This is a genomic window from Synoicihabitans lomoniglobus (assembly GCF_029023725.1).
Classification (GTDB): Bacteria; Verrucomicrobiota; Verrucomicrobiia; order Opitutales; family Opitutaceae; genus Actomonas; species Actomonas lomonigloba.
Window position 1 is genome coordinate 522,904 of record NZ_CP119075.1, and the last position, 24,149, is coordinate 547,052.

A 24,149-nucleotide genomic window follows, 5' to 3' on the forward strand; every position below is an offset into this window, starting at 1 on the left:
TACATCCCATGGCTATCAAATCCACTCGTCCGGTCACTCCCGCCCAGCGCACGACCACGATCACTTCCAGCAAGGGTCTCACCAAGAAGCGTCCGGAAAAGGCGTTGACCGAGCCCAAGCCCAAGTCCGGTGGTCGCAACGCCTACGGTCGCATCACGTCGCGTCGTCGCGGCGGAGGCCACAAGCAACTCTATCGCATCATCGACTTCAAACGCACCGACAAGCTGGACGTTCCGGCCACGATCATCGCGATTGAATACGATCCGAATCGCTCCGCCAACATCGCGTTGGTCGAGTATCCGGAAGGCGAGAAGCGTTATATCATCGCCCCCAACGGGCTCGAGGTCGGCGCCAAGATTGTCGCCGGCACCACGGCCACCATCAACGACTTCAACGTGGGTAACAACTACCCGCTGTCGCTCATGCCTCCTTCCACCCGCGTGCACTGCGTCGAGCTGCTGCCCGGTCGTGGTGCGCAGATGGCGCGTGGCGCGGGCGTCTCCGTTGAACTCGTGAGCATCACCGATGAGGGCTACGCCCAAATCAAGCTCCCGTCCGGCGAAGTGCGCCTGGTCAACGGTTCCTGCCGTGCGACCATTGGCGAAGTCGGCAACGACACCCACAACCGTCAATCCCTGGGCAAGGCCGGCCGCAATCGCTGGCTCGGCAAGCGTCCCCGCGTCCGCGGTGTCGCGATGAATCCCGTCGATCACCCCAACGGTGGTGGTCAGGGCAAGTCCAAGGGTGGTGGCGGTCGCCAACACTTGTCCTCCCCGTGGGGTCAACTCGCCAAGGGTTTCCCGACCCGTCGTCGTTCGAAAGCCTCGAACAGCCTCATCCTCGTTCGCCACAACGGCATGAAGCCGCGCGGCAAGAAATAATCTACCTGATTTCCCATGGCACGTTCCATCAAGAAAGGCTTCTTCGTCGACTACCACCTGATCGAGAAAATCGAGAAGGCCAACGCCGGCGGCGGATCCAAAAAGCCCATCCAAACCTGGTCCCGTCGTTCCACGATCACGCCGGAGTTTGTCGGATTCACCTTCAATGTGCACAACGGCAAGCAGTTCACTGCGGTCTACGTCACCGAGAACATGGTGGGTCATAAACTCGGCGAATTCTCGCCGACGCGCACCTTCAAGAACCACGGCGGCATGACCCGCAAGGACTGATCCCGTCGTTCGTTTCGTCATCTATTCTATCAAGACAATCAAAGGGCAGGGTGGTCCGCCTCGGACCCGCTGCTGTCGCCCCTCGTAGGGGAATCCTCACTACACACATGGAAGTTCAAGCCCTCACTCGCTACGCGCGCATGTCGCCGCAGAAGATGCGCGAGGTTGCCCGCACCATCCAGGGTCGCAAAGCCCCGGAAGCCGTCGGTCTCCTCTCGATCATTCCGCGCAAATCCGCGCGCCTCATCGCCAAGACCCTGGCCAGCGCCATCGCCAACGCCGAGAACAACAACAACGTCTCGGCCGACGAGCTCATCGTGCACCGCGCGCTGATTGAGCAAGGTCCCGTGCTCAAGCGTTTCAAGGCCGGTGCCCGTGGCACCGCCAAGCCGCGCCGCAAAGGCATGTCCCACATCCGCATCGTTCTTTCGGACGGCAACAACTCCTAATACTTCCATGGGTCAAAAAACCAATCCCATCGGCTTTCGTCTGGCCGTCCGCCGCAACTGGCAATCCCGCTGGTATGCGAACAAAAAAGATTTCCCCACGCTCCTGCGTGAGGACCAGCTCATCCGTGAGAAACTCATGGAAAAGCTCAAGCAGGCCAGTGTGCCGCGCATCTTCATTGAGCGCGCCTCCAGCCGCGTTCGCGTCAAGATCTACACCGCCCGTCCGGGCATTGTGATCGGTCGCAAGGGTCAGGAAATCGAGAAGATCAAGGACGAGCTCTCCAAGCTGACCGGCAAGGACATCCTCCTCGACATTCAAGAGGTCAAGAAGCCCGAGATCGAAGCCCAATTGGTGGCCGAGAACGTGTGTCTCCAACTCGAGCGTCGCATCGCATTCCGTCGGGCCATGAAGCGCACGGTGGAAATCGCCATGGCTCTCGGCGCCGAGGGTATTCGTATCCAATGCTCCGGTCGCCTGGGTGGTTCCGACATTGCCCGCCGCGAATGGCAGCGCAAGGGCCGGGTGCCGTTGCACACCCTGCGCGAAAACATCGACTACGGCTTTGCGGAAGCGAACACCGTTTACGGCAAGATTGGCGTCAAGTGCTGGATCTGTAAGCCGGAAGCCGACAGCAACCAGCCCGCTTAAAGCCGGCTACGGAATTAACCTTTAAGAGACAAATACTATGGCTCTCGCTCCCTCTCGCACCAAATACCGCAAAGTCATGAAGGGCTCCCGCGCCGGCAACGCCAAGGGTGGTAACACCATTGCGTTCGGCGAATTCGGACTCCAATCCCTGACTCGTGGCGCCATGACTGGTCGTCAAATTGAAGCCGCTCGTGTGACCATGAACCGTCACCTCAAGCGCAAGGGCAAGATCTGGATCCGCGTGTTCCCGCACAAGCCCATCACCAAGAAACCCGCCGAAGTCCGCATGGGTTCCGGTAAAGGTTCGGTCGACCATTACGTCGCCGTTATCAAGCCCGGCGCCATGTTGTTCGAGCTCGCCGGCGTGCCGCAATCCATCGCCAAAGAGGCCTGCCGCCTGGCCGACGCCAAGCTGCCGTTCCACTGCCGCTTCGTGGTTCGCGAAAACACCATCTAATCCCTCGATCCCCAACCCGTCATGAATTCCAAAGACATCCGCGAACTATCGCCGGCCGAGATCGAGACCAAGCTCCGCGAAACCCGCGAAGCCCTCGTGCAGCTCCGCCTGCGCAAACACACCGGTCAGGTCGAAAAGACCCACGAGCTTCACGCGCACCGCAAGGACATTGCCCGGCTCGAGACCATCCTTAACGAGAAGAAAATCGCCGCCGCTTGAGCGCGTCACAACCCATCACTGCCATGTCCACCGAGACCCGCAACAATCGTCAGACCCTCATCGGTATTGTCTCCAGCCGCACCGGCGACAAGTCCGTCAAGGTCACCATCCCTTACAAGATCCCGCACCCCCGCTACAAAAAGGTGATTAATCGTAAATCCGTCGTGCATGTGCATGATGAGAAGAACGAAGTTCACGTGGGCGATAAGGTCGAGATCATGGAAACGCGTCCGCTCAGCCGCCTCAAACGGTTCCGCGTGCTGCGCATCGTCACCCTCTCCGCCGACGTCGAAGTCGCGGCCGCCCGTGCCGCCGCCGAGGTCAAGCATGACGTCGAGCCCCCGGCTCCCGTCGCCACGGCCGAGACCGAATCCTGATCGAAAGCCCTGAACACCTGAAAGGCATCTCATGATCCAACTTCGATCCGTTCTCCAAATCGCCGACAACACCGGCGCTCGCAAAGCTCACATGATCTCCAAAAAAGGAGCCGGCCGTAACGTCGCCGGTGTCGGAGACATCATCACCGTCAACATCAAGGACAGCTCCACCGATTCGTCGGTGAAGAAGGGCGAGGTCGCCAAGGCCGTCGTCGTTCGCACCAAGGCCCCGATTCGTCGGGCTGATGGCAGCTACCTGCGTTTTGACTCCAACGCCATCGTCATCATCAACCCGGACGGCAACCCGAAGGGCACCCGCATCTTCGGACCGGTCGCCCGCGAACTTCGCGCGAAGAACTTCATGAAGATCATCTCGCTCGCACCGGAGGTCCTCTAACATGCAGAAATTCCACATCAAACGCGGCGACGAAGTCGTCGTCATCGCCGGCGCCCACAAAGGCAAGACCGGTAAAGTTCTCGAGATTCTGGCCGCCAAGCAGCGCGTTCGCGTTGAGGGCGTCGCCATGATCAAGCGTCACTTGAAGAAGTCGGAAGAAAACCCCAACGGCGCCATCGTCGAACGGGAAGGTTCCGTCCACATCTCCAATTTGATGCTCAAGAGCCGCCACGATGCTTCCACCAAGCGTGAAGCCGTCGCCGCCACTGCCTGATCCTACTATTCCGCCGCCGGTTCATCAGCTGACGTAATCTCCTTGCCAAGCTGAACACCGGACTGCGTTACTCGTCCTCTTTTTCCCGTAATCTCTCATTTACCGCCGTTGGGTCGGAAATCCAACGACATCTCTCATGAGCACTTCATACTCTCCCGCCCTCAAGGCCCAATACGCTGAGCAGGTTGTCCCTGCGCTGACGGAAAGCCGTGGCTACAAGAACGTTCACCAAGTCCCGCGCGTGGTGAAGGTCTCCATTAACTCCGGTTTCGGCACCGATCTGGACAAGAACCAAATCGCCGATGTGTTGCGTGATCTCACGTTGATCGCCGGTCAAAAGCCCGTCACCGCCAAGGCCCGCAAGTCCGTCGCGAACTTCAAACTTCGTCAGGGACAGATCATTGGAGCCCATGTCACTCTGCGGGGTGACTCGATGTGGGACTTCCTCTATCGTCTGATTGCCGTGGCGCTGCCCACGATCCGCGACTTCCGCGGTGTGCCGACCCGTCTCGACGGCAATGGCAACTACACTCTCGGCATTAACGATTTCACCATTTTCCCGGAAATCACCGTGGAAAACGTGAAGCGCAATCTCGGCTTCGACGTGACGATCGTCACCACGGCCGAAACCGACGAAGAAGGCCGCGAGTTGCTCAAACTCCTCGGTATGCCCTTCCGTCGCGCCTCTGAAACCGCGCAAGCCGCCTAAATTCTTCCCGCCATGCCGAAGACCTCTGCCATTCACCGCAACATCAAGCGCCAGAAGCTGGCCACCAAGTTCGCCGCCAAACGGGCTGAACTCAAAGCCACCCTGCTCAACCCGGAGACTCCCGATGAGGAATTCTTCGCGGCGCAAAAGAAGCTGCAAAAACTGCCGCGCAATTCGTCCCAAGTCCGGGTTAAGAATCGTTGCTCCATGAGCGGTCGCCCCCGCGCTTACATCCGTAAATTCGGTGTCTCCCGCATCACCTTCCGCGAGCTCGCGCTCGCCGGCAAGATCCCGGGTGTCATCAAATCTTCCTGGTAATTTTTTTCACAACTTTCAGCCGACGGGGGTTCGGTGCGATCCCCGCTCCACGGATATGACCCGCCGGCCGAGAACCTAACAAACATCCACCCATGACAGATCCTATTGCTGATTTTCTGACGCGGCTGCGCAATGCCAGCAACGCTCAGCTCGAAGAATGCGTCGTTCCGCATTCCAAACTCAAGGCCAGCCTGGCCGGCATCCTGAAGTCCGAGGGCTTCATTCTTGATGTCGCCGAAGGTGCCGACGCCAAAGGCCACAAGACGCTCATCGTGAAGATGAAGTATGTCGGTGGCACCCCGGCTCTCACCGGCTTGAAGCGCGTGTCGACCCCCGGTCGCCGCCTTTACTACCGCTACACGGAAATCCCGCGCGTCCTCAACGGACTGGGCATCAGCATTCTGTCGACCTCCAGCGGGTTGATGAAGGATCAGGATTGCCGTCGCAACAAGGCCGGGGGCGAGCTCCTCTGCAACATCTGGTAATAGGAAACCAAGCACATGAGCCGCATCGGTAAACAACCCGTTCCCATCCCGGAGAAAGTCAAAGTCGACATTTCCGGACAAACCGTCTCCGTCGAAGGTCCCAAGGGCACCCTGACCAAGACCTTCAACAGCGCCGCCAAGATCACCCTCGTCGAGGGGGAGATCATCGTCGCTCCGGCCGACAGCACCCGTTTTGCCAACGCTATGTATGGCACCGCCCGTTCGATCATCGCCGGCATGGTGCAAGGCGTGACCACGGGATTCGCCAAGGATCTCGAAATCTCCGGCGTTGGTTTCAAAGCCGTGCTCAAGGGCAGCACCCTTGATTTGGCGTTGGGCTACTCGCACCCCATCCTCTATCCGGTTCCGGATGGCATCAAGGTGACCGTCACCGACCAGACGAAAGTCAAAGTCGAGGGCGTTGACAAGCAGCTGGTCGGCGAGGTCGCCGCCAACATCCGCTCCTACTACCCGGCCGAGCCCTACAAGGGCAAAGGCGTCAAATACTCCGACGAGCGCGTGCGCCGTAAGGAAGGTAAGACTGTCGCCTAACGCGCAGAAAGGTAACCGCACCCATGAAAACTATTCTCAAAGCCAAACTGCTCCAAAAGCGCAAATGGCGTATCCGCAAGAAGGTCAACGGCACCGCCGCGCGTCCTCGCTTGACGGTCAAATTCACCTCCAAACACATCTACGCCCAAGCGGTCGACGACGATGCCGGCACCACGCTGGCTTACCTGTCCAGTCTCGACGCCGAACTGCGCAAGCAGAAGTTGGCCGCCAATGTGGCCGGAGCCCAAGCTCTCGCCCAAGCCTTCACCGCCAAGGCGACGGCAGCAGGCATCTCCGATGTCGTATTCGACCGCAACGGAGCCCTGTATCACGGCAAAGTTAAAGCATTCGCCGACGCCGCGCGTGAGGCCGGTCTCAAATTCTAAGCAAATGGCTATGAGCACTCCTTCCGCTAATCCTTCTTCCAACGCTCCCGGTGCCGGCCAAAATCGTGGCCCGGGTGGCAACCGTGGCCCGGGTGGTCCCGGTGGTTTCAATCGTGGCCCGGGTGGCCCCGGTGGCAATCGCGGCCCTGGTGGCAATCGCGGTCCCGGTGGTAATCGCGGTCCCGGTGGCAACCGTGGTCCCGGTGGCAACCGTCGCGGTCGTGACAATGGTTCCTCGCAAGACGACGGTCCCGATCTCTTCGAGAAGGTCGTCTTCATCAACCGCTGTTCCAAGGTCGTCAAAGGTGGTCGTCGTTTCAGCTTTTCCGCTCTCGTGGTGGTTGGCGACGGCAAGGGCCAAGTCGGCGTCAACATGGGCAAGGCCAATGAGGTTCCCGAAGCGATCCGCAAGGGCACCGAAGGCGCCCGCAAGCACATGACCAAGGTGCAGATCAAGGGCGACACGATCCCCCACGAAGCGCTCGGTATTTCCGACGGTGGCAAGGTTCTGCTTCGCCCCGCCACGCCCGGCACGGGCCTCATCGCCGGTGGCGGTGTGCGTGCGGTTCTCGAAGCAGCCGGTCTGCATAACGTGCTGACCAAGTCCCTCGGTTCCAACAACCACCAAGCCGTCGTCAACGCGACGTTTGCCGCGCTGAAGCAACTGCGTGTTCGTGAGACCATCAAGGCCTTGCGTGCTCCCGTCACCGCTGAAGCCTGATTCTTCCAAAATTCTATAAGTTAGTTAATCCGAGTCCCGATCCCGCATCTGCGGGACCGGGGCGCTTTCTGAGGACATATCAATGAAACTCCACGAACTCAAAAATGTTGCCGGTGCCGTGCACCGCAAAAAACGCAAGGGCACCGGCGAAGGTAATGGTCATGGTAAGACCTCCGGTCGCGGTGGCAAAGGCCAGACGGCCCGCTCCGGCGGTGGTATCCGCATCGGCTTCGAAGGTGGCCAGATGCCGCTTTATCGTCGTCTCCCGATCCGCGGCTTCAACCAGAAGAATTTCCGCGTCGAACCCGTGGTTTGCAACGTGGGCGATCTCGCCAAACTCGACGAGTCCGTCACCGAGGTGAACGCCGAGGTGCTCGCCCAAGCCGGTATCATTCGCGCTGATGAGAACTACTTGAAAGTTCTCGCCGATGGCGAAATCACGCGGGCTTTGAAAATCACGGCCAGCAAGTTCTCCGCCGCTGCCAAGGCCAAGATCGAGGCCGCTGGTGGCGAGGCGATTGTCGCCTGATTCCAATGCGACATGCCATCGGTGACACGCGGGTAAACGATCATCCCGTGTCCCGCTGCTGTTTTCCGCATTCCGAAATCTAAAATAAGAATTCCCAAAACCTCTCGTGCTCTCCGCCTTTACGAACTCGCTGAAGATTCCTGAGCTCCGGCAACGGATCTTCTACACGTTGTCGTTGCTGTTTATCGCCCGTGTGGCCGCCGTTGTGCCGCTGCCCGGTCTCGATCCGGCTCCCCTGAAGCAGTTCTTTGCGGACCAAACCGCCGCCGGTTCCGGCGCGTTGGTGGGCATGATGAACATGTTTACGGGTGGGGCACTGACCCAGGGAGCGATCGGCGCACTGGGCATCATGCCCTACATCAGCGCGTCCATTATCTTTCAGTTGATGACGGCGGTGGTGCCGGCTTTGTCCCGTCTCCAGCAGGAGGGGGATGTGGGGCGGCAAAAGCTCACGCAATACACCCGTTATGCGACCGTCTTGATTTGTTTGGTGCAGGGCACGTTGTTGATTCTCGCGCTGGAGAATCCGGCTCGATTGTTCGGCAGCAGTTTCGACGTCAATACCTACGGTGACATTGTGATCGTGAGTAAGGCGTGGTTCCTCGTCACTTCGGTCATCATCATGACCGCGGGCACGATGCTTCTCATGTGGCTGGGTGAGCAAATCACCCAACGCGGCATCGGTAACGGTGTGTCTCTTTTGATTACCGTCGGTATTTTGGCCGACATCCCCGGAGCCGCGCAGGCGACCTACCAACTCTTCTTTGCTCCCGTGGGGGTGCAAACCCTCGGACTGCCGCAGGGCATTATCATGTTCGGCCTCTTCATCCTCGTGACGATGGGCATCATCATGGTGGTCCAGGGCCAACGGAAGATTCCGGTCCAATACGCCAAGCGCGTGGTGGGCAACAAGGTCATGGGCGGACAAAGTTCGTTCATGCCGCTCAAGGTGAACTACTCGGGCGTCATGCCGGTCATTTTCGCCAGCGCGATTTTGATGTTCCCCCAGCAAATCCTGTCGCAACTCGGCGCGGCCTTGGAGTTGGATTTCCTCGTCGATTTCTCCAACAACCTGCTGCGCGGTCACTGGATGTATTACGCGGGTTTCGGCTTCCTGATTCTGTTCTTCAGCTACTTCTGGGTGTCGGTCATGTTCAAGCCGATCCAGATCGCGGATGATTTGAAGAAGTATGGCGGTTACATTCCGGGTGTCCGTCCCGGTCAGCCGACGGCCAAGTTCCTCGACTTCATCATGACGCGTCTGACCCTGGCGGGCGCGATTTTCCTCACCATCATCGCCGTATTGCCCGACGTGCTGCTCTTCGAGCTCAACGTCCCGCAACGTATCGCCATTTTCTTCGGCGGCACCGGCATGTTGATCACCGTTGGTGTCGTGCTCGACACCATGAAACAGATCGAGACCTTCCTCCTGCAACGTCACTACGACGGCTTCCTTAAGAAGGGCAGGGTGCGCGCTCGTTCCAACTCTGCTTCCCGTCCCGGTTCACTCGGCGACGCGGCCAGCGCCGACGCCGTCTTCAAGCTGACCGCCTTCATGGGTGGAATGTTGCTCTTCGGTCTGGCCATCTGGTTGTGGCGTCAGTTTGGGGGCTGAAAATAACCCTTTACTTTGGCGTTCGCGGTATCCACGTTCTGCCCCCTTTCGCTTGGTGGCAGCCCCGCCAAGTCGAAGGTAGTGGTCCTCGGACCCCTTTCATCGGCTCAGGCCGATCGATCCCGTTCTTTGAATATTGAGCACGTCTCTTCTGCCATCTTGATAAAGCAGGAGATTTCGCGTCGCACGCCCCTCGGCTCTCAGGCCTCCCGGGCGTTGGCTCAGGAACAACCCGTTCCTGACCAAATCATCCTCAGCATTTTGCGGAGATGGTTCTGGGCGCGCAAACCCGATGCGGGTTTTGTCCTCGCGGACTTCCCGGCTACGTTGCTCCAAGCTCAAGTGTTTGATGAATGGCTCGAAGCTCGCGATTCCACGCTCACTGCGTGTGCGACTTCCAGTGACAGCGACACCGTCGCTGCTCCCGCCATCATCGATCACTATCGCACTCTCGGTGTCGAAATATTCGACGCTGAAACCTTGTTTGCCGCCTGACTGATGGCCATTCCGATTAAAAACCAGAACGCCATCGCGAAGATGCGCGACGCAAGTGCGATAGCCGCCACGGTGCTTTATACTTTAAACGAGCATGTGGCCCCCGGGATCACTACTTATGACTTGGACCAAATCGGCCGTGATTTAATCGCGAAGCTCGGTGCCCGCAGTGCCTGTTATGGTTACCAGGTCGGTTCACGTCGCTTTCCTGCCTACACCTGCCTCTCCGTCAATGAAGAGGTGGTCCACGGTATCGGAAGCATGAAACGCATTTTGTCCGATGGCGATATCATCGCCCTCGATGTGGTCGTCGAATACGATGGATACATTGGTGACAATGCGATGACTGTGCCGGTGGGAGCCATCTCCGATGACCGCGCGAAACTCTTGCGAGTCACCGAAGAAGCCCTGCGCCTCGGCATTGCCAAGGCCACCGTCGGTAATCGCATTGGAGACATTTCCTACGCCGTTCAGACCTACGTTGAAAAACACGGGTTTGGCGTCGTTCGCGACATGGTCGGCCATGGGGTGGGGACTTCGATGCACGAAGAACCGCAAATTCCCAACTTTGGCCGCCGGGGCAAAGGTGAACTGATTCGCCCGGGCATGACGCTCGCCATCGAGCCCATGGTCAACATCGGCAACTGGCGCACCAAAACCCTGCGCGATGGCTGGACCATCACCACCGTCGACAATTCCGATTCAGCTCACTTTGAGCACACCGTGCTCACGACCGAACAAGGCCCCGAGATCCTCACCATCCCTCGGCTCGATTCGTCACCCACCGTTCATGCCATGACCGCATGACCGTTTTTCCCTTTTCTTTTCTCTAAACTAACCTTCCTCCCAACTCACAACTCCTTCCACTTATGCCTCGTCTACTTGGCGTCGATATTCCGGCGAAGAAAAAGCTCTCTTACGCGCTTCGCTACATTTACGGCATCGGTCCGCAACGTGCCGATTTCATCGTGCAATCCACCGGTCTCGATCCGGACATGCGCGCTAACGATCTCGATGAGGAGCAGCTCAACCAGATCCTCAACGTCATCACCGAAAAGAAGTGGGTGGTTGAGGGCGATCTGCGTCGTGAGATCACGGGCAATTTGAAGCGCCTGCAAGCCGTCGGTTGCTACCGCGGCATCCGCCACCGTCGCAGCCTCCCGGTTCGCGGTCAGCGCACCAAGACCAACAGCCGCACCCGCAAGGGCCCGCGTAGCACCGTTGGCGTAACCAAGAAATAATCGATACCGTCATGGCCGAAGAGAATTCCACTCCCGAAAAAGAAACGCCGCCCGTCGAAGGCGCGGCCCCCGAGGCTGCTGCTCCCGCCGAGAAGCCGGTTGAAATGGTCGGCGGTGTCCCGAAACAGCCCACGGCTGAGGACCTGCTCAAAGAAGAACTTGGTGCGGTAAAGATCCGTAAGGCCAAGGGCTCGAAGAATGTGACTTCGGGCATCGTCAGCGTGCTGGCGACCTTCAACAACACCATCGTTTCCATCACCGATCCCAAAGGTAACGTCATTTCCTGGTCCAGTGCCGGCAAGTGCAACTTCCGCGGTTCGCGCAAGTCCACCGCCTACGCCGCGCAGATCGTCTCCCAAGACGCCGCCCGCGCCGCCATGGCTCACGGTCTCAAGGATGTCGTCATCAAGGTCAGCGGTCCCGGCCTCGGTCGTGACAGCGCCGTGCGTGCCATCCAAGCCATTGGCCTCGAAGTCACCTCGATCATCGATACGACTCCGGTTCCCCACAACGGCTGCCGTCCTCCCAAGCGTCGTCGCGTCTAAGTTCGCGCCTCGCATTGCCCATTACATTTTAAAATAAGGATCACCTCCCATGGCTCGTTACATCGGACCCACCACCCGCCTCAGCCGCCGCTTCGGCCAGCCGCTGTTTGGCGCCACCAAGGCTTACGAGAAGCGCCCTTTCCCGCCCGGCCAACACGGCCCGCGTCTCCGTCGCAAGAAGTCGGAATACGCCATCGGCCTCGATGAGAAGCAAAAGCTTCGTTACGTCTACGGCCTCCTCGAGCGCCAGTTCCGCCGCACCTTCGAAAAGGCCAAGCGCGAAAAGGGCGTCACCGGCGAGCGCTTCATGCAGCTCCTCGAGACCCGTCTCGACAGCACGGTTTACTCCCTCGGCTTCGCCAAGACCCGCGCCGCTGCTCGTCAGCTGGTCAACCACGGTCACGTTCGCGTCAACGGCGGCAAGGTCGACATCTCTTCCTACACCGTCGTCCCCGGCGATGAGATCATGATCAAGGACTCGCCCACCTCCCGCCAGATCGCCACGCGCAATCTCGAGGAGACCCGTGGTCGCAATGTCCCCGGTTGGCTCACGCTTAACGGCGAGACCTACACCGGCGTCGTGAACCGCATGCCGACCCGCGAGGAGATGACTCAGGATATCAACGAGCAACTCATCGTTGAATTCTACTCCCGCTTCTAAGTTCGTTATCCTTTCGATCGTCTTTTCTAACCGCCAAACAAGCAGCGACCATCATGCCTAAACGCCTCGGTAAGTTCGAACTACCTAACAAACTCACGAAGGTGGAGGAAGGCTCCACCGATACCTATGGCAAGTTCATCGCCGAGCCTTTCGAGGCTGGCTATGGCCACACCATCGGTAACTCCCTCCGCCGGGTTCTCCTGAGCTCGATTGAGGGCGCCGCCATCGCCTCCATCAAGATTGACGGAGTCAACCACGAGTTCCAGAGCGTCGACGGTATCGTCGAAGATGTCACCGACATCGTGCTCAACCTCAAGAAGGTGCTCATCGTTTCGTCCGCCAACGCCGACGAAGTGGTGCTCTCCCTCAACGTCGATCGTGAAGGCCCCGTCACCGCTGCCGATATCCAGGCCGACGCCAACATCACGATCGTCAATCCTGACCAGTTGATCTGCACGCTCGACAAGCCGCAGTCCTTTGCCGCCGAGGTCACGATTAAAACCGGTCGTGGTTACTGCCCGGGCGAAGCCAACAAAAAGGAAGAGCAAGCCATCGGGGTCATCCCGATCGATTCGCTCTTCTCCCCGGTCAAGCTCGTCAAGTATTCGGTCGAGGCCACCCGCGTGGGTCAGATCACCGACTACGACAAGCTGATTCTCGAGATCTGGACCGACGGCCGCATCAACCCGGACGACGCCCTCAAGCAAGCCGGTTCGATTCTCAAGCATCACCTCGATGTGTTCGACCGTGTTTCGGAAGAGTCCTTCGAATTCGACAACCAACAGTCCGAGGTCAGCGAAGAGCAGAACAAGCTTCGCAAGCTCCTCAACATGTCGGTCAACGAAATCGAGCTCTCCGTCCGCGCTGCGAACTGCTTGAACAACGCGAACATCACCACGGTCGGCGAACTCGCCATGAAGACCGAGCAGGAGATGCTCAAGTATCGCAATTTCGGTAAGAAGTCGCTCAACGAAATCAAAGACAAGCTCGAGGCCCTCGGTCTCTCGCTCGGCATGAAATTCGACGAACGCCTCCTCGACTCGAAGAAAGAAATCTAAAGCCCGGCTGTCGCCGGGAAGGGGCAAGTAACAGGTATCAAGTATCAAGTAAAAGAGGCCACTCCGGTGCGCTTAACCTTCTTGATACTTTCCACCTGTTACTTGCTACTTTTTCCACCAACCGGTCTTCGCGCCGCTCTGCCGCCATACGCTGCGTCTGGGTAGCCGATCGGAGACCACCCACCATCAGAATACACACCAATGCGTCATAAAATGCACCGCCAGTCTCTTGGCGTCACCCGCGAACATCGTGCGGCCATGCTGGCCAACATGTCCGTTTCCTTGATCACCCACGGGCGGATCAAAACCACCATCACCAAGGCCAAGGCCCTGCGTCCCTTCATCGAGAAGATCGTGACCAAGGCCAAACGCGCTCACGCCAAAACCGAGCCCAAGGACAAGCTGCACCTCCGTCGTCTGGCCATGGCCGACGTGCGCGACATCGCCGCGATCGACCTGCTTTTCGATGAGAAGGTCACCGAATTCCTCAACCGTCCGGGTGGCTACACCCGCATCTACAAGCTCGGACCCCGTATCGGTGACGCGGCGGAGATGGCGTTGATCGAATTCGTCAAGGCCGACGATCCCGGTTACAAGAAGCCGAAGAAAAAGGGTGCCGCCAAAGCCAAGAAAGCCGCTGCCCCGGCTCCCGTCGAAGCGACTCCGGTGGAAGCAGAAGCTCCCGCCGAAGCGCCCGCCGCTGAAGTCGAGGCTCCGGCCCCGGCAGAGAAAAAGGACTGAGGTCCTTTCGTCTCCCACGCTCTTCATTCCTTTTGCAACGCCGTTCCGCCTTCGCGGAACGGCGTTTTTCTTTGTCTCCGCAACACCGTCGGTCCGTTCTGATTCACCCCGACACGGACTGACTTGAGATCAACCGACAGGCCGGTTCACTTTCCCTTCGCCCATGTTCGACCTGACCACCGCTTCCGTTGCCTTCTGTCTCGTTACGGCTGCGTTCTTTTTGGGACTGTGGATCTATTACGACCGGCGGGACCATGCGCGATTCGAAGCGGAGCGGCGCAAAACCATCTTTCATTGCATCCGGTGCGACCACGTTTATCCGGGCCGAGGGAAACTGCACGAGTCGTTGTGCCCGGAGTGCGGGCAAAAAAACGGTCGATTGCGTTTCTAACGACAAGATTTCGGGTCACACCGGTATCGCCTCTTGATTCCGGCACTCCGGATGCTTTTGGTCCTCTATGGTTCAGACGATTGCTGTCCTCGATTTCGGTTCCCAATACACGCAAGTCATTGCGCGTCGTATTCGCGAGTGTGAGGTTTACTCGAAAATCTATCACTACACCACGACCGCGGAGGAGCTGAAGCGCGATGGCGTGGCCGGCATCATTTTGTCGGGTGGTCCCAGCAGCGTCTTTGACAAGGCTGCGCCGATTCCGGACAAAGCCTTGTTCGACCTCGGTGTCCCGGTGTTGGGCATCTGCTATGGCATCCAACTCATGGGCAAATTGCTCGGCGGCAAGGTCGCCAAGAGTAAGGAGCGCGAGTTTGGTCTCGGCACGTTGCAGATCCAGAAGCCCGGCCGCCTGTTTTATCGCCTGCCCAAAAAGCTCAAGGTGTGGAACTCTCACGGTGACAAGATTACGGAACTGCCGCCCGGATTCGATGCCATCGGCACCACCGATAATTCCCCTTACGCGGTCATTGAGGACCGGAAGCGGGATTTCTATGGCATCCAGTTTCATCCCGAGGTGTTTCATACCGAGCGCGGCACCGATGTCATTCGCAACTTCCTCCTGCGGGTTTGCAAAGTGGCGCAGGATTGGACGACCGAAGATTACATCAAACAGGCCGTTAAAAAAATCCGCCAGACCGTGGGCAAATCCCGGGTCATTCTCGGTTTGTCGGGAGGGGTTGATTCATCCGTCGCCGCCGCGCTGATACACAAGGCGATCAAGAAGCAGCTCACCTGCGTTTTTGTCGACAATGGCCTGCTGCGCAAAGGTGAGCGCGAATCCGTCGAAGCCCTTTACGGCAAGCATTTCAAAATCGACCTGCGGGTGATCGATGCCCGCCAACTCTTTCTCCGCCGGCTCAAGGGCGTCGAGGATCCGGAGAAGAAACGCCGTATCATCGGCCTGACGTTCATCGAGGTCTTCGAAAAGTCGCTGAAGAAGATTGGTCACGCCGACTTCCTCGCCCAAGGCACGCTCTATCCCGACGTGATCGAATCGGTCGCGATCGGCAATAACCCCGCGTCTCTCATCAAAAGCCACCACAACGTTGGCGGGCTGCCGGAGCGCATGAAGCTCAAGCTGCTCGAACCGTTGCGCGAACTCTTCAAGGACGAGGTGCGCGCCGTGGGTGCCGCGCTCGGTCTGCCCCGCGAAGTGGTGTGGCGTCAGCCGTTCCCGGGCCCCGGTCTCGGCGTGCGCGTGCTGGGCGATATCACCAAAGCCAAACTCGATGTGCTCAAGGAGGCCGACGCCATTCTCATGGAGGAAATGAAGGACTCCGATTGGTATTGGAAAGTCTGGCAGTCCTTCTGCGTTTTTCTCCCGGTCAAGTCGGTCGGAGTCATCGGCGACGAGCGCAACTACGCCTGGGTCATCGCCATCCGGGTGGTCGAAAGTATCGACGCCATGACCGCCGATTGGACCAAGTTGCCCTACGATCTGCTGGCCCGCATTTCCAATCGTATCACCAACGAAGTGCGCGACGTTTCCCGGGTCGTGTTGGACATCAGCTCGAAACCCCCGGCGACCATCGAGTGGGAGTAAGATTTACTCCTGAGCGATTGCCTTTGCAGCGGACTTGCGTTCGCGTGTTCTCCTCATCGATTGCCCCTTTTTGTAAGCGCCCATGAAATCACTGCTACGTATCCTCCTTCCGATCATTGCGTTGTCTGCGCCCTTGGCTGCCGAAGCCGATGCGATCATCGCCAAGGCGCGTTCCTACCTTGGCAGTGAGCAGGCCCTGCAGGCCGTGCGATCGGTTCACTACAAAGGCACGCTGACCTCCACCGTCGCTCCCGCCGACGTTGAGCCGCGCGTCGACGTGGCTTCGATCGAGATCATTTTTGCGAAACCGTATTTCCAAAAGATCATCATCAACCAAGCGGGAGATGCCGCCAACGAGGTGCCGGGTAAAATCGAGGTCACGGCGTTGGACGATTACGAAGCTTGGCAACGCATCGAGAACCCGCTGGATGCCAGCCAATGGCGTATGACGCTTCTCGATACGGCTCAGATTCGCCGTCTGCGCGCCAACACGGCCGAGAACCTCGCGTTCTTCAGTGGCCGCGGCAGCACGGTGACCGACATGGGCGTGGTCAGCACCGATGACGGCAAGTTGCACAAGGTCGTCTATGATCATGGTTATGGCATTTCCTTCACGCGCTTTTTCGATCCCCAAACCGGTCGCCTGGTGATCAGCCAGACTGACAACGGCGCCATAATCCGGGAGGAAGGCGAAAACCGCATCAGTGGCGTGCGGTTTCCCGGCGAAGTCACCACGATTTCCCAACGCCCGGATGGCGGGACGACCACGGTCAACGTGGTGTTTGACAGCGTGACGGTGAATGAGACGTTCCCGCCCACGGCCTTCCGCGTGCCTTCGGTGACCAACCCCTGAGTTCAAGCGATTTTCCGTCTGGCCGGATTGACTCCCGGCCCGTAAGGCATGGTGCTTTTCCGCCCGTGCGTCTTCTTAACTACTCTTCCCCGTCATCCCGCCGCGCCCTTTCCGACTTCTGTCAGGAATCGGCGGTTCCTCCGGAAATTACCCAAAGTGTCGCCGCCATCCTCGCCGATGTGCGGGTTCGCGGTGATGCCGCCGTCGTGGATTACGCGCGCAAGTTCGATGGTGTGACCATCAAGCCCGCCGGCTTCCGCGTGCGCCCCGCCTCACTGGCCGCCGCCGCCAAGCGCCTGCCAGCGGCGGAGATGAAAGCCATGAAGGCCGCCCTCGCCAACGTGAAGGCTTTCAACCGCCAAGGTATGCCGACCAACTGGACCGGAACCAACGCGCACGGAGCCGAGGTGGGCGAACGCCACCATCCTATCCGTCGGGTGGGACTCTACGTGCCGGGTGGGGAAGTGCCGCTGGTTTCCACGGTCCTGATGACCGCGACGCTCGCCAAGATCGCGGGTTGTCCCGAGATCGCCGTGTTCACGCCGTCGGATGCGAAAGGCAAAGTGGCCGACGGGTTGCTGGCGGCGCTCCACTTGATCGGCATCACCGAAGTGTATCGCATCGGCGGCGTGCACGCCATTGGCGCCATGTCCTATGGGACCAAAACGATCCCGGCCGTGGATAAGGTTTTCGGTCCGGGCAACGCCTATACTTGCGAAGCCAAGCGCCAGGTGTTTGGCACGGTGGGGGTCGACAGTCTGCCCGGTCCCAGCGAAGTCATGGTGATCGCCGACGACTCGGCCCGCGCCGATTTCGCCGCGGCCGATTTGCTGGCGCAGGCGGAGCATGGTTCGGGGCGTGAGAAGATTTACCTCGTCGGCACCTCGCGCGCGATCATCGACGCGATCCAAGCCGAAGTCGCCCGACAATTGCCAACCTTGGGTCGCAATGAAAAGGCGGCGCGCGTCCTCGATGTGGGATTCCTCGGCTTGCAGGTGGCCTCCCTCGACGAGGCCATCGAGATTGCCAACTTTGTCGCGCCCGAACACTTGGAGTTACTCGTCAAACCCACCGCCGCGAAACGCCTGGTGCGTGATATCACGACGGCCGGCGCGATCATGATCGGCAACCTGACCCCTACCGCGTTGGGCGACTTCACCGCCGGACCGAGTCACGTCCTGCCCACGGGACGAGCGGGGCGATTTTTCAGCGGATTGCGCGTCGCCGATTTTTTACGGCGCACGAGCATCATTCGCTACGACCAGGATTCCATCCAAGCCGGTGCCAGGGTGGTGGCGGCGTTCGCGAGGATGGAGCGGCTCGACGCCCACGGGCGTTCGGCGACGATTCGCGTGGAGGACTAAGTGAGCACGCCCTCTGATTTTGCCCGCCCGCACGTGCCGGATCTGCACGCTTATACACCGGGGACGCAGCCCACGGACGGTTCGTGGATCAAGCTCAACACCAATGAGTGCCCGTATCCACCAAGTCCGCACGTAGCCGCCGCCATCGCGCGTGAAGTCGGCGCGGAAGGATCGTCGCTGCGGCTTTATCCCAGCCCCACCAGCGCGCCCTTGCGGACTCAGATCGCGAAACTGCATGGACTCACCCCCGCGCAGGTGATCGTGGGCAACGGCTCGGATGATATCCTGAATCTGTTGGTGAGGGTCTTCGGGGGGCCGACGGCACCGGCGGGATTCACCCTCCCAAGTTACTCTTTGTATCCGGTGTTGGTGGCAATTCAGGACGGGGCCACCGCGGTGATCGAATTCGACCGTTCCATGCGCCTGCCGGTCGACCGCATCGCGGCTTCCGGCGCGAAGGCATTTTTTCTGACCTCGCCCAACGCTCCCACCGGGGTCGGTTTTTCCAACGCCGAGATCAGTCGCGTGCTAAACGCGTTCGACGGTATCCTTGTGGTGGATGAAGCCTACGCGCCCTTTGCCGAGGAAGACGCGATTCCGTTGCTGGCGGCACACCGCAATCTCGTGATCGTGCGCACGTTGTCCAAAGCACACGCCCTGGCGGGCATGCGGGTTGGCTACGCGTTGGCGGACCCCGAAACCATCGGCCTGCTCGATCGCGTGCGCGACAGCTACAACGTCAATCGACTGTCCCAAGTCGCCGCGGCGGCCGCGCTGGCTGACACGCCCTATTACGATGCGATCATCGGTAAGATCAAACGCACGCGCGACAATTGGGCGACGGAGTGGGCCGAGCGCGACTGGTTTGTCTACCGCTCCTCGGCCAACTTCCTGTTTGTGGAACCACGCAACGCCGCCGGAGAAGCGGGGGCCGACGTCGCGGCGGCACTGTTTGCGTGGTTCAAATCACGCAAAATTCTCGTCCGCGCCTTCCCGAGCCACGCCTTGACCGCGTCGTTTCTGCGAATCAGCGTCGGCACCGACGACGAGATGCTCGCCGTCGAAGAAGCAATTCAAGCATGGCTGACCAACGCACCGTAACCGTTTCTCGTAAAACCGCCGAAACCGCGATCGATCTCACGCTCGCCGTCGATGGCTCCGGCGTGGCCGACATCGCCACCGGCGTGCCGTTTTTCGACCACATGCTGACGCTGTTCGCGAAGCACGGTCTGTTTGACCTGACGGTGAAATGTGACGGCGACATCGACGTTGATTACCACCACACGGTCGAGGATGTGGGCCTCGTGCTCGGCGACGCGCTCAAGCAGGCGCTCGGTGACAAGAAGGGTATCCGTCGCTACGGTTTTTTCCTCCTGCCCATGGATGAGTCGCTGGCCCGCGTGGTCGTGGATATCGGCGGGCGCCCGCATCTGGTTTATTCGGCCGATGCGCCGACGATGTTCGTGCGCGATTTTAACATCATTCTGGTGAAGGAATTTTGCCGCGCCTTTAGCAATGCGCTCGGGGCCAATCTGCACATCGAACTGATCTACGGCGAAGAACCGCATCACGTGGCGGAAGCCATTTTCAAAGGCATGGCCCGCGCGCTCGACATCGCGACGTCGATCGATCCGCGCGCCGCCGACAGTCTGCCCTCGACCAAAGGTCTGATCTAAATCGAAGCGCCTGCGAGCAGGCTGCCTACGTCTTTGGCAAGTGTAGGCCGCGAGCTTGCTCGCGCTCCTCAATCCGTTCTCCGTTTTTACCATGTCCGCTTCCCTCATCGCTGTTATCGATAATGGTATTTGCAACCTGCGCAGCGTCACCAAGGCGCTGGAGTCCGTGGGGGCGCAACCACACGTGGTGCAGACTCCGGCGGAGCTCGATGCGAGCGGAGCGCATGGATTGGTTCTGCCGGGAGTCGGCGCGCTCCGTGATTGTGTGGCCTCATTGCGGGCGACCGGTTTGGCCGATTCGGTCCGGGAGTGGATCCGTGCGGACCGTCCGTTTCTGGGGGTGTGTCTCGGCATGCAGGCTCTGTTCGAGCGATCCGAGGAAGGTGACGGGGCGGTGGAAGGACTCGGTATTTTTGGCGGCGAAGTGAAACGCTTCCGGTTGCCGCGTGAGTTCAAGGTGCCGCACATGGGCTGGAATACGGTTCGTTTCGTGCAGACGGATTCCCCCCTGCGCGCCGAATTGGCCGTTGCAGGGGAGTCGTTTTATTTTGTGCACAGCTTTCACTGCGTGCCGACCGATCGCGATATCGTCCTCGCTGCGTGCGACTACGGCGGTCCGTTTACCGCCGCGGTGGGGCGGGGGCGCTGCTTTGCCACTCAATTTCACCCCGAAAAAAGCCAAGCCAAGGGGCTGCAAATCTATCGCAATTTTGCGGCGGTGGCGGCGGCCTGAGGCTCGATCAGGCCGGGCCTTGATTCAGCGGGCTAACGTGAGGGAGTGATCGCTCTTATGTTACGCAATTGCTGCGCTTTGGACCGGTCTTTGCTTTGCAAGCTACCGTAATTTGCCTTTCTTTCCTCATCTTATGTCAAAGACAGCGACCCTCAAGATAGACGACCAAGATCTCGAACTCCCCATTATTGTCGGATCGGAGGGCGAAAAAGCGGTCGATGTCCGCAAGCTTCGCGCCACCACCGGTTACATCACTTACGACGAAGGTTTCGGCAACACGGGGTCATGCCAGAGCGAGATCACCTACATTGACGGCGAGGTCGGAATCCTGCGCTACCGCGGTTACCCGATCGAACAACTCGCGGCGAAGTCCAACTTCATCGATGTTTCCTATCTGGTCATTTACGGTGAGCTCCCGACCCCGACCCAGCGCAAAGAGTTTTCCCAACGCCTGACCAAGGAAGCGCCGATCCGCGAGGGGTTGGTGCGATTCATCCAGGGCTTCCCCCGCGACGCCCACCCCATGGCGGTGTTGTCATCCAGCTTGAATGCGATGGGTGCCTACTACCCGCATATCGCATCGAATAATCACAAACGTGACCTGGAGCATTTCGACGAAGCCGCCGCCATCGCGTTGTCCAAAGTCCGCACCATCGCGGCGCACAGTTATCGCGTGGCCCGGGGACTCCCGCTGAACTACCCGAAACCCACGTTGGGTTATTCGGAGAACTTCCTGCACCTCATGTTCTCGGAGCCCTACAACGAGTATGTGCCCACGCCGGAAGTCGCGGCGGCGATCAATCTCTTCCTCTTGCTGCACGCCGAGCACGAGCAGAACTGCTCCACCTCGACCGTGCGCATGGTCGCCTCGGCCGGAGCCAACCTTTTTGCTTCAGCTTCGGCCGGCGTCAGCGCGCTCTGGGGCCCCCTCCATGGCGGCGCCAATCAAGCCGTTCTGGAGATGCTCGCGGCGATTCACGCCGACGGTGATGACGGTTCCAAGTTCATCGAAAATGCCAAGAACGGCAAAGCCCGGCTCATGGGGTTTGGCCACCGCGTTTACAAGAACTACGATCCGCGCGCCAAGATCATCAAAGGCAGTTTCGACAAAGCCCTCGACAGCCTGGGTATCACGAACGATCCGTTCCTCGATATCGCGCGCAACCTCGAAGCCGCCGCGCTGAGCGATGATTACTTCATCTCGCGCAAACTTTACCCGAACGTCGATTTTTACTCCGGCCTCATCATGAATGCGCTGAAGATCCCGGTCGACATGTTCACCGTGATGTTCGCAATCGGCCGCATGCCGGGCTGGATCGCCCAGTGGCACGAGGTGGCGAAAAACCCGAAGTCCAAGATCAATCGTCCGCGCCAGATCTACGTGGGACCAACCCCGCGCGACGTGCCCGATGCCGTTTAAGCGGTGGAGGCGATCGGTGGTGGGATTGAACCTGCTGGTCGCCACCCTGCTGTCCGCCGCATGGCGCGAGACAGACACCTCCGTCGGTTGGGTTGAAGCCGACGGGCCGGTCTGGCTCTACCGTTTTGACCGGGCGACGAGCCATCCATCGTTGGAGCCCCTCCGGATCCCGGAGGGCGTGAACCTCACGGCCGCAAGTTCGGCGAAAGGCCCCGGCGGCATAGGGTTCCAATGGGCGCAGATTAACGGGGTGGCGTATCCGTTGGTGGCGGGAGATTCAACTTCTCCCCACGGGACGCTTTCCTGGCGGGATCCGATGATTGAGCAGCTGCCTTCCGGCGGATTCATCATCAGGCAACGGATCGACTACCTACACCCTTCGGGCCGTTGCGACCTCGCCGAATATCGCGACCTGGTGATTTCCAAAGTGGGCGGTAACGGAAAATACACCATCGATTGGACCAGTCACTTTACCGCCGGCGCCGCCGGTGCCACGCTGGCGGATACACCGGAACAAATAAGTGGGTTACGGCTGGCCCTCGCGGCGGTGTCTCCCGCGCCTGAATTCGTAAGTGGGGACGACGTGTTCGCTCCGATCACTGACGGCCCGACGCTCACGCGCACACAAGGCGTGGGCACGATCATGTTTCCCACCCGCCGTCATCCCGGCAGTGTGGCCATGCTCGCCGATCCGCGGAGCACCAACGGCCCGCAGGTGTGGATCGCGCAACCCCATGTTTTATCGGCGGCGTTATTGCACGACGGCCCCCGCCACTTGGAGCCCGGGGAGGTTTGGGAATTGAGCTACCGCATTGCGGTGCGGCCCAAGTATTGGGACCGCGACGACATGCAGTTGGAGCTGTTCCGCTGGCTGCAGCATTGATCCGCGGCGGTCATGGATTGAGCGTATCCAGATTTTCCCAACGCATAACGGGATGAGTCCGGGGCGCGGTCAACGCGTTGAGCACTTCGAAGGCGAAGTTTACCTGCTCAACCCGACCTTTGGTGATCAAGTTCAACTCGCGGGTTTCGTGGGGCGGCACCACCAAAACATCGCCTGAATTATAGAGTGAAAATATCCCCGCATTACGGAGGGTAAGGGGCGCATCGGAATGATTGGTCAGCTCGAATGCGAGGAGATCGTTCGATTCGTCGTAGCCATCAATCTCGAGTGACAGGGAAGCGTGCAGCAAGGTCTGCATCCACGCTTCCCGACCGATCAAAGTGTCAGCATACCACACGACCGTGCGACGATCCATCAGGGCGGTTCGCACCGCCTCGGCGGTGCGATCTTCGGCAAAGACCAAGGTCACGGGGCGATGCGTGTGGGGGTATTTTTCATAGTCCCAGGCAATCAAGCCGTGAATGTCGGACGTGCCCATGATGACCAGATTGTGATCGAGCGCGATTTGGAGGGCGGACTCCGAGTAGGTATCCTCGTTGATCACCTCGATACCGTGAAGCAGGCCCTCCTCGATCATTTGCCGGTGCATATCCGTCAGTCGCGAAACGCCATCGCGAACTTGCGACGTCCAGGCGGGGTGGTTCCAAAACAGAAATCCGCCTTGCACCACGGCTTCCCGCATGACGGTGAGCGGGTCGTCCTGGATCAAGCGATTCACGTCCTGCAGGAAAATCGCGTTGATGTGACCGGGCGGCATGCGGCGGGTGACTTCGGCCCCGCGGACGACAAGAATGTCGGCCTCCTTCGCGGCGGCGAGGGCGAGATCAAAACTGCGATTCCGGTCCGGGTGGGGGATGTCGTCGCGATGGGGTTGATATTCCAAGTGGTCGGTGACGGCCATGACATCGAGACCGTCGCGGATGCCTTCTTTTACGCGGATGTCGGGCCAGACGGCACCATCCGAAAATACGGTGTGTTGGTGGAAATCGCAGACCAGAGTGAGCAGATCGGGCAGGTCCGGGAAATGGATGACGGGGTCGTTGTCGTGGGCGCGAACCGGGCTGGTGAGCGCCAGTCCGATTGCGGCCAGAGCGAGCAGGTTACGGGGAATTCGTTTGGGCATGGCGGGAAACGTTCGAGTCGAATCTTTGA

34 protein-coding genes are annotated in these 24,149 nt (G+C 59.5%); 33 read left to right on the top strand and 1 reads right to left on the bottom strand.

What is annotated here, in order from left to right:
- The first annotated feature begins 8 nt into the window (after positions 1-8).
- The 33 genes from rplB (at position 9) to PXH66_RS02150 (ending at position 22,976) form a co-directional block, all read left to right on the top strand.
- On the top strand, positions 9-881 hold the full coding sequence (rplB, locus tag PXH66_RS01990) for a 50S ribosomal protein L2 (protein ID WP_330930150.1): 873 nt from the start codon (positions 9-11) through the stop codon (positions 879-881).
- 15 nt (positions 882-896) lie between these two features.
- The gene (rpsS, locus tag PXH66_RS01995) at positions 897-1,172 is read left to right on the top strand and encodes a 30S ribosomal protein S19 (RefSeq protein WP_330930151.1); all 276 of its coding nucleotides are present in this window, start codon (positions 897-899) and stop codon (positions 1,170-1,172) included.
- A 107-nt stretch (positions 1,173-1,279) separates the two neighbouring features.
- Positions 1,280-1,621: a 50S ribosomal protein L22 gene (gene rplV / locus PXH66_RS02000; protein ID WP_330930152.1), complete on the top strand. Its 342-nt coding sequence runs from the start codon at positions 1,280-1,282 to the stop codon at positions 1,619-1,621.
- Positions 1,622-1,628: 7 nt separating this feature from the next.
- Positions 1,629-2,270: a 30S ribosomal protein S3 gene (gene rpsC, locus PXH66_RS02005; RefSeq protein ID WP_330930153.1), complete on the top strand. Its 642-nt coding sequence runs from the start codon at positions 1,629-1,631 to the stop codon at positions 2,268-2,270.
- Positions 2,271-2,307: 37 nt separating this feature from the next.
- Positions 2,308-2,727 carry a 50S ribosomal protein L16 gene (gene rplP / locus PXH66_RS02010; protein WP_330930154.1) on the top strand — a complete coding sequence of 140 codons (420 nt, stop codon included), beginning with the start codon at positions 2,308-2,310 and terminating at the stop codon, positions 2,725-2,727.
- Between the two features lie 21 nt (positions 2,728-2,748).
- Positions 2,749-2,946: a 50S ribosomal protein L29 gene (gene rpmC / locus PXH66_RS02015; protein ID WP_330930155.1), complete on the top strand. Its 198-nt coding sequence runs from the start codon at positions 2,749-2,751 to the stop codon at positions 2,944-2,946.
- Between the two features lie 23 nt (positions 2,947-2,969).
- Complete coding sequence (gene rpsQ / locus PXH66_RS02020; protein WP_330930156.1) at positions 2,970-3,323, top strand: 30S ribosomal protein S17; 354 nt, start codon at positions 2,970-2,972, stop codon at positions 3,321-3,323.
- Between the two features lie 31 nt (positions 3,324-3,354).
- Positions 3,355-3,720 (top strand): 50S ribosomal protein L14, encoded by a 366-nt coding sequence (gene rplN / locus PXH66_RS02025; RefSeq protein ID WP_330930157.1) that lies wholly within the window; start codon positions 3,355-3,357, stop codon positions 3,718-3,720.
- A 1-nt stretch (position 3,721) separates the two neighbouring features.
- Complete coding sequence (rplX, locus tag PXH66_RS02030; protein WP_330930158.1) at positions 3,722-3,994, top strand: 50S ribosomal protein L24; 273 nt, start codon at positions 3,722-3,724, stop codon at positions 3,992-3,994.
- A gap of 136 nt (positions 3,995-4,130) precedes the next feature.
- Complete coding sequence (rplE, locus tag PXH66_RS02035) at positions 4,131-4,703, top strand: 50S ribosomal protein L5 (RefSeq protein WP_330930159.1); 573 nt, start codon at positions 4,131-4,133, stop codon at positions 4,701-4,703.
- Positions 4,704-4,715: 12 nt separating this feature from the next.
- Positions 4,716-5,021 (top strand): 30S ribosomal protein S14, encoded by a 306-nt coding sequence (gene rpsN / locus PXH66_RS02040; RefSeq protein WP_330930160.1) that lies wholly within the window; start codon positions 4,716-4,718, stop codon positions 5,019-5,021.
- A gap of 92 nt (positions 5,022-5,113) precedes the next feature.
- A complete protein-coding gene (gene rpsH, locus PXH66_RS02045) occupies positions 5,114-5,506 on the top strand; it encodes a 30S ribosomal protein S8 (protein WP_330930161.1) in 393 nt (130 codons plus the stop codon).
- Between the two features lie 15 nt (positions 5,507-5,521).
- Entirely contained in the window at positions 5,522-6,058 is a 537-nt protein-coding gene (gene rplF, locus PXH66_RS02050; protein WP_330930162.1) for a 50S ribosomal protein L6, read from the top strand.
- A 23-nt stretch (positions 6,059-6,081) separates the two neighbouring features.
- Positions 6,082-6,444 (top strand): 50S ribosomal protein L18, encoded by a 363-nt coding sequence (rplR, locus tag PXH66_RS02055; protein ID WP_330930163.1) that lies wholly within the window; start codon positions 6,082-6,084, stop codon positions 6,442-6,444.
- Between the two features lie 10 nt (positions 6,445-6,454).
- A complete protein-coding gene (gene rpsE, locus PXH66_RS02060; protein ID WP_345781733.1) occupies positions 6,455-7,165 on the top strand; it encodes a 30S ribosomal protein S5 in 711 nt (236 codons plus the stop codon).
- An 82-nt stretch (positions 7,166-7,247) separates the two neighbouring features.
- Positions 7,248-7,694, top strand: coding sequence for a 50S ribosomal protein L15 (rplO, locus tag PXH66_RS02065; RefSeq protein WP_330930164.1), 447 nt, complete (start codon positions 7,248-7,250; stop codon positions 7,692-7,694).
- Positions 7,695-7,800: 106 nt separating this feature from the next.
- Positions 7,801-9,309, top strand: a complete 1,509-nt coding sequence (secY, locus tag PXH66_RS02070) for a preprotein translocase subunit SecY (RefSeq protein ID WP_330930165.1) — start codon at positions 7,801-7,803, stop codon at positions 9,307-9,309.
- A 159-nt stretch (positions 9,310-9,468) separates the two neighbouring features.
- Positions 9,469-9,804, top strand: coding sequence for a nucleoside monophosphate kinase (locus PXH66_RS02075; protein ID WP_345784017.1), 336 nt, complete (start codon positions 9,469-9,471; stop codon positions 9,802-9,804).
- Positions 9,805-9,807: 3 nt separating this feature from the next.
- Complete coding sequence (gene map, locus PXH66_RS02080) at positions 9,808-10,611, top strand: type I methionyl aminopeptidase (RefSeq protein WP_330930166.1); 804 nt, start codon at positions 9,808-9,810, stop codon at positions 10,609-10,611.
- Between the two features lie 62 nt (positions 10,612-10,673).
- On the top strand, positions 10,674-11,045 hold the full coding sequence (gene rpsM / locus PXH66_RS02085) for a 30S ribosomal protein S13 (protein ID WP_330930167.1): 372 nt from the start codon (positions 10,674-10,676) through the stop codon (positions 11,043-11,045).
- 11 nt (positions 11,046-11,056) lie between these two features.
- Positions 11,057-11,590: a 30S ribosomal protein S11 gene (rpsK, locus tag PXH66_RS02090; RefSeq protein ID WP_345781734.1), complete on the top strand. Its 534-nt coding sequence runs from the start codon at positions 11,057-11,059 to the stop codon at positions 11,588-11,590.
- A gap of 49 nt (positions 11,591-11,639) precedes the next feature.
- The gene (rpsD, locus tag PXH66_RS02095) at positions 11,640-12,251 is read left to right on the top strand and encodes a 30S ribosomal protein S4 (RefSeq protein WP_330930168.1); all 612 of its coding nucleotides are present in this window, start codon (positions 11,640-11,642) and stop codon (positions 12,249-12,251) included.
- A gap of 53 nt (positions 12,252-12,304) precedes the next feature.
- Positions 12,305-13,309: a DNA-directed RNA polymerase subunit alpha gene (locus PXH66_RS02100; protein WP_330930169.1), complete on the top strand. Its 1,005-nt coding sequence runs from the start codon at positions 12,305-12,307 to the stop codon at positions 13,307-13,309.
- A gap of 270 nt (positions 13,310-13,579) precedes the next feature.
- Positions 13,580-14,050 carry a 50S ribosomal protein L17 gene (rplQ, locus tag PXH66_RS02105; protein WP_425609313.1) on the top strand — a complete coding sequence of 157 codons (471 nt, stop codon included), beginning with the start codon at positions 13,580-13,582 and terminating at the stop codon, positions 14,048-14,050.
- A 163-nt stretch (positions 14,051-14,213) separates the two neighbouring features.
- A complete protein-coding gene (locus PXH66_RS02110; RefSeq protein WP_330930171.1) occupies positions 14,214-14,441 on the top strand; it encodes a hydrogenase nickel incorporation protein HypA in 228 nt (75 codons plus the stop codon).
- A gap of 67 nt (positions 14,442-14,508) precedes the next feature.
- Positions 14,509-16,047: a glutamine-hydrolyzing GMP synthase gene (gene guaA, locus PXH66_RS02115; protein ID WP_330930172.1), complete on the top strand. Its 1,539-nt coding sequence runs from the start codon at positions 14,509-14,511 to the stop codon at positions 16,045-16,047.
- Positions 16,048-16,129: 82 nt separating this feature from the next.
- On the top strand, positions 16,130-16,900 hold the full coding sequence (locus tag PXH66_RS02120) for a hypothetical protein (RefSeq protein WP_330930173.1): 771 nt from the start codon (positions 16,130-16,132) through the stop codon (positions 16,898-16,900).
- Between the two features lie 65 nt (positions 16,901-16,965).
- On the top strand, positions 16,966-18,264 hold the full coding sequence (gene hisD / locus PXH66_RS02125) for a histidinol dehydrogenase (RefSeq protein WP_330930174.1): 1,299 nt from the start codon (positions 16,966-16,968) through the stop codon (positions 18,262-18,264).
- Complete coding sequence (gene hisC / locus PXH66_RS02130; protein WP_330930175.1) at positions 18,265-19,365, top strand: histidinol-phosphate transaminase; 1,101 nt, start codon at positions 18,265-18,267, stop codon at positions 19,363-19,365.
- Positions 19,344-19,940 (top strand): imidazoleglycerol-phosphate dehydratase HisB, encoded by a 597-nt coding sequence (hisB, locus tag PXH66_RS02135; RefSeq protein ID WP_330930176.1) that lies wholly within the window; start codon positions 19,344-19,346, stop codon positions 19,938-19,940. The genes hisC and hisB overlap by 22 nt, the downstream gene beginning before the upstream one ends.
- A 91-nt stretch (positions 19,941-20,031) precedes the next feature.
- Positions 20,032-20,673 carry an imidazole glycerol phosphate synthase subunit HisH gene (gene hisH, locus PXH66_RS02140; protein WP_330930177.1) on the top strand — a complete coding sequence of 214 codons (642 nt, stop codon included), beginning with the start codon at positions 20,032-20,034 and terminating at the stop codon, positions 20,671-20,673.
- Between the two features lie 133 nt (positions 20,674-20,806).
- Positions 20,807-22,093, top strand: a complete 1,287-nt coding sequence (locus PXH66_RS02145; RefSeq protein ID WP_330930178.1) for a citrate synthase — start codon at positions 20,807-20,809, stop codon at positions 22,091-22,093.
- A 25-nt stretch (positions 22,094-22,118) separates the two neighbouring features.
- Complete coding sequence (locus PXH66_RS02150; RefSeq protein ID WP_330932206.1) at positions 22,119-22,976, top strand: DUF6807 family protein; 858 nt, start codon at positions 22,119-22,121, stop codon at positions 22,974-22,976.
- A gap of 10 nt (positions 22,977-22,986) precedes the next feature.
- Here the strand turns inward: PXH66_RS02150 and PXH66_RS02155 are convergent, their stop codons facing one another.
- Positions 22,987-24,120, bottom strand: coding sequence for an Sb-PDE family phosphodiesterase (locus PXH66_RS02155; protein ID WP_330930180.1), 1,134 nt, complete (start codon positions 24,118-24,120; stop codon positions 22,987-22,989).
- Positions 24,121-24,149: the final 29 nt, after the last annotated feature.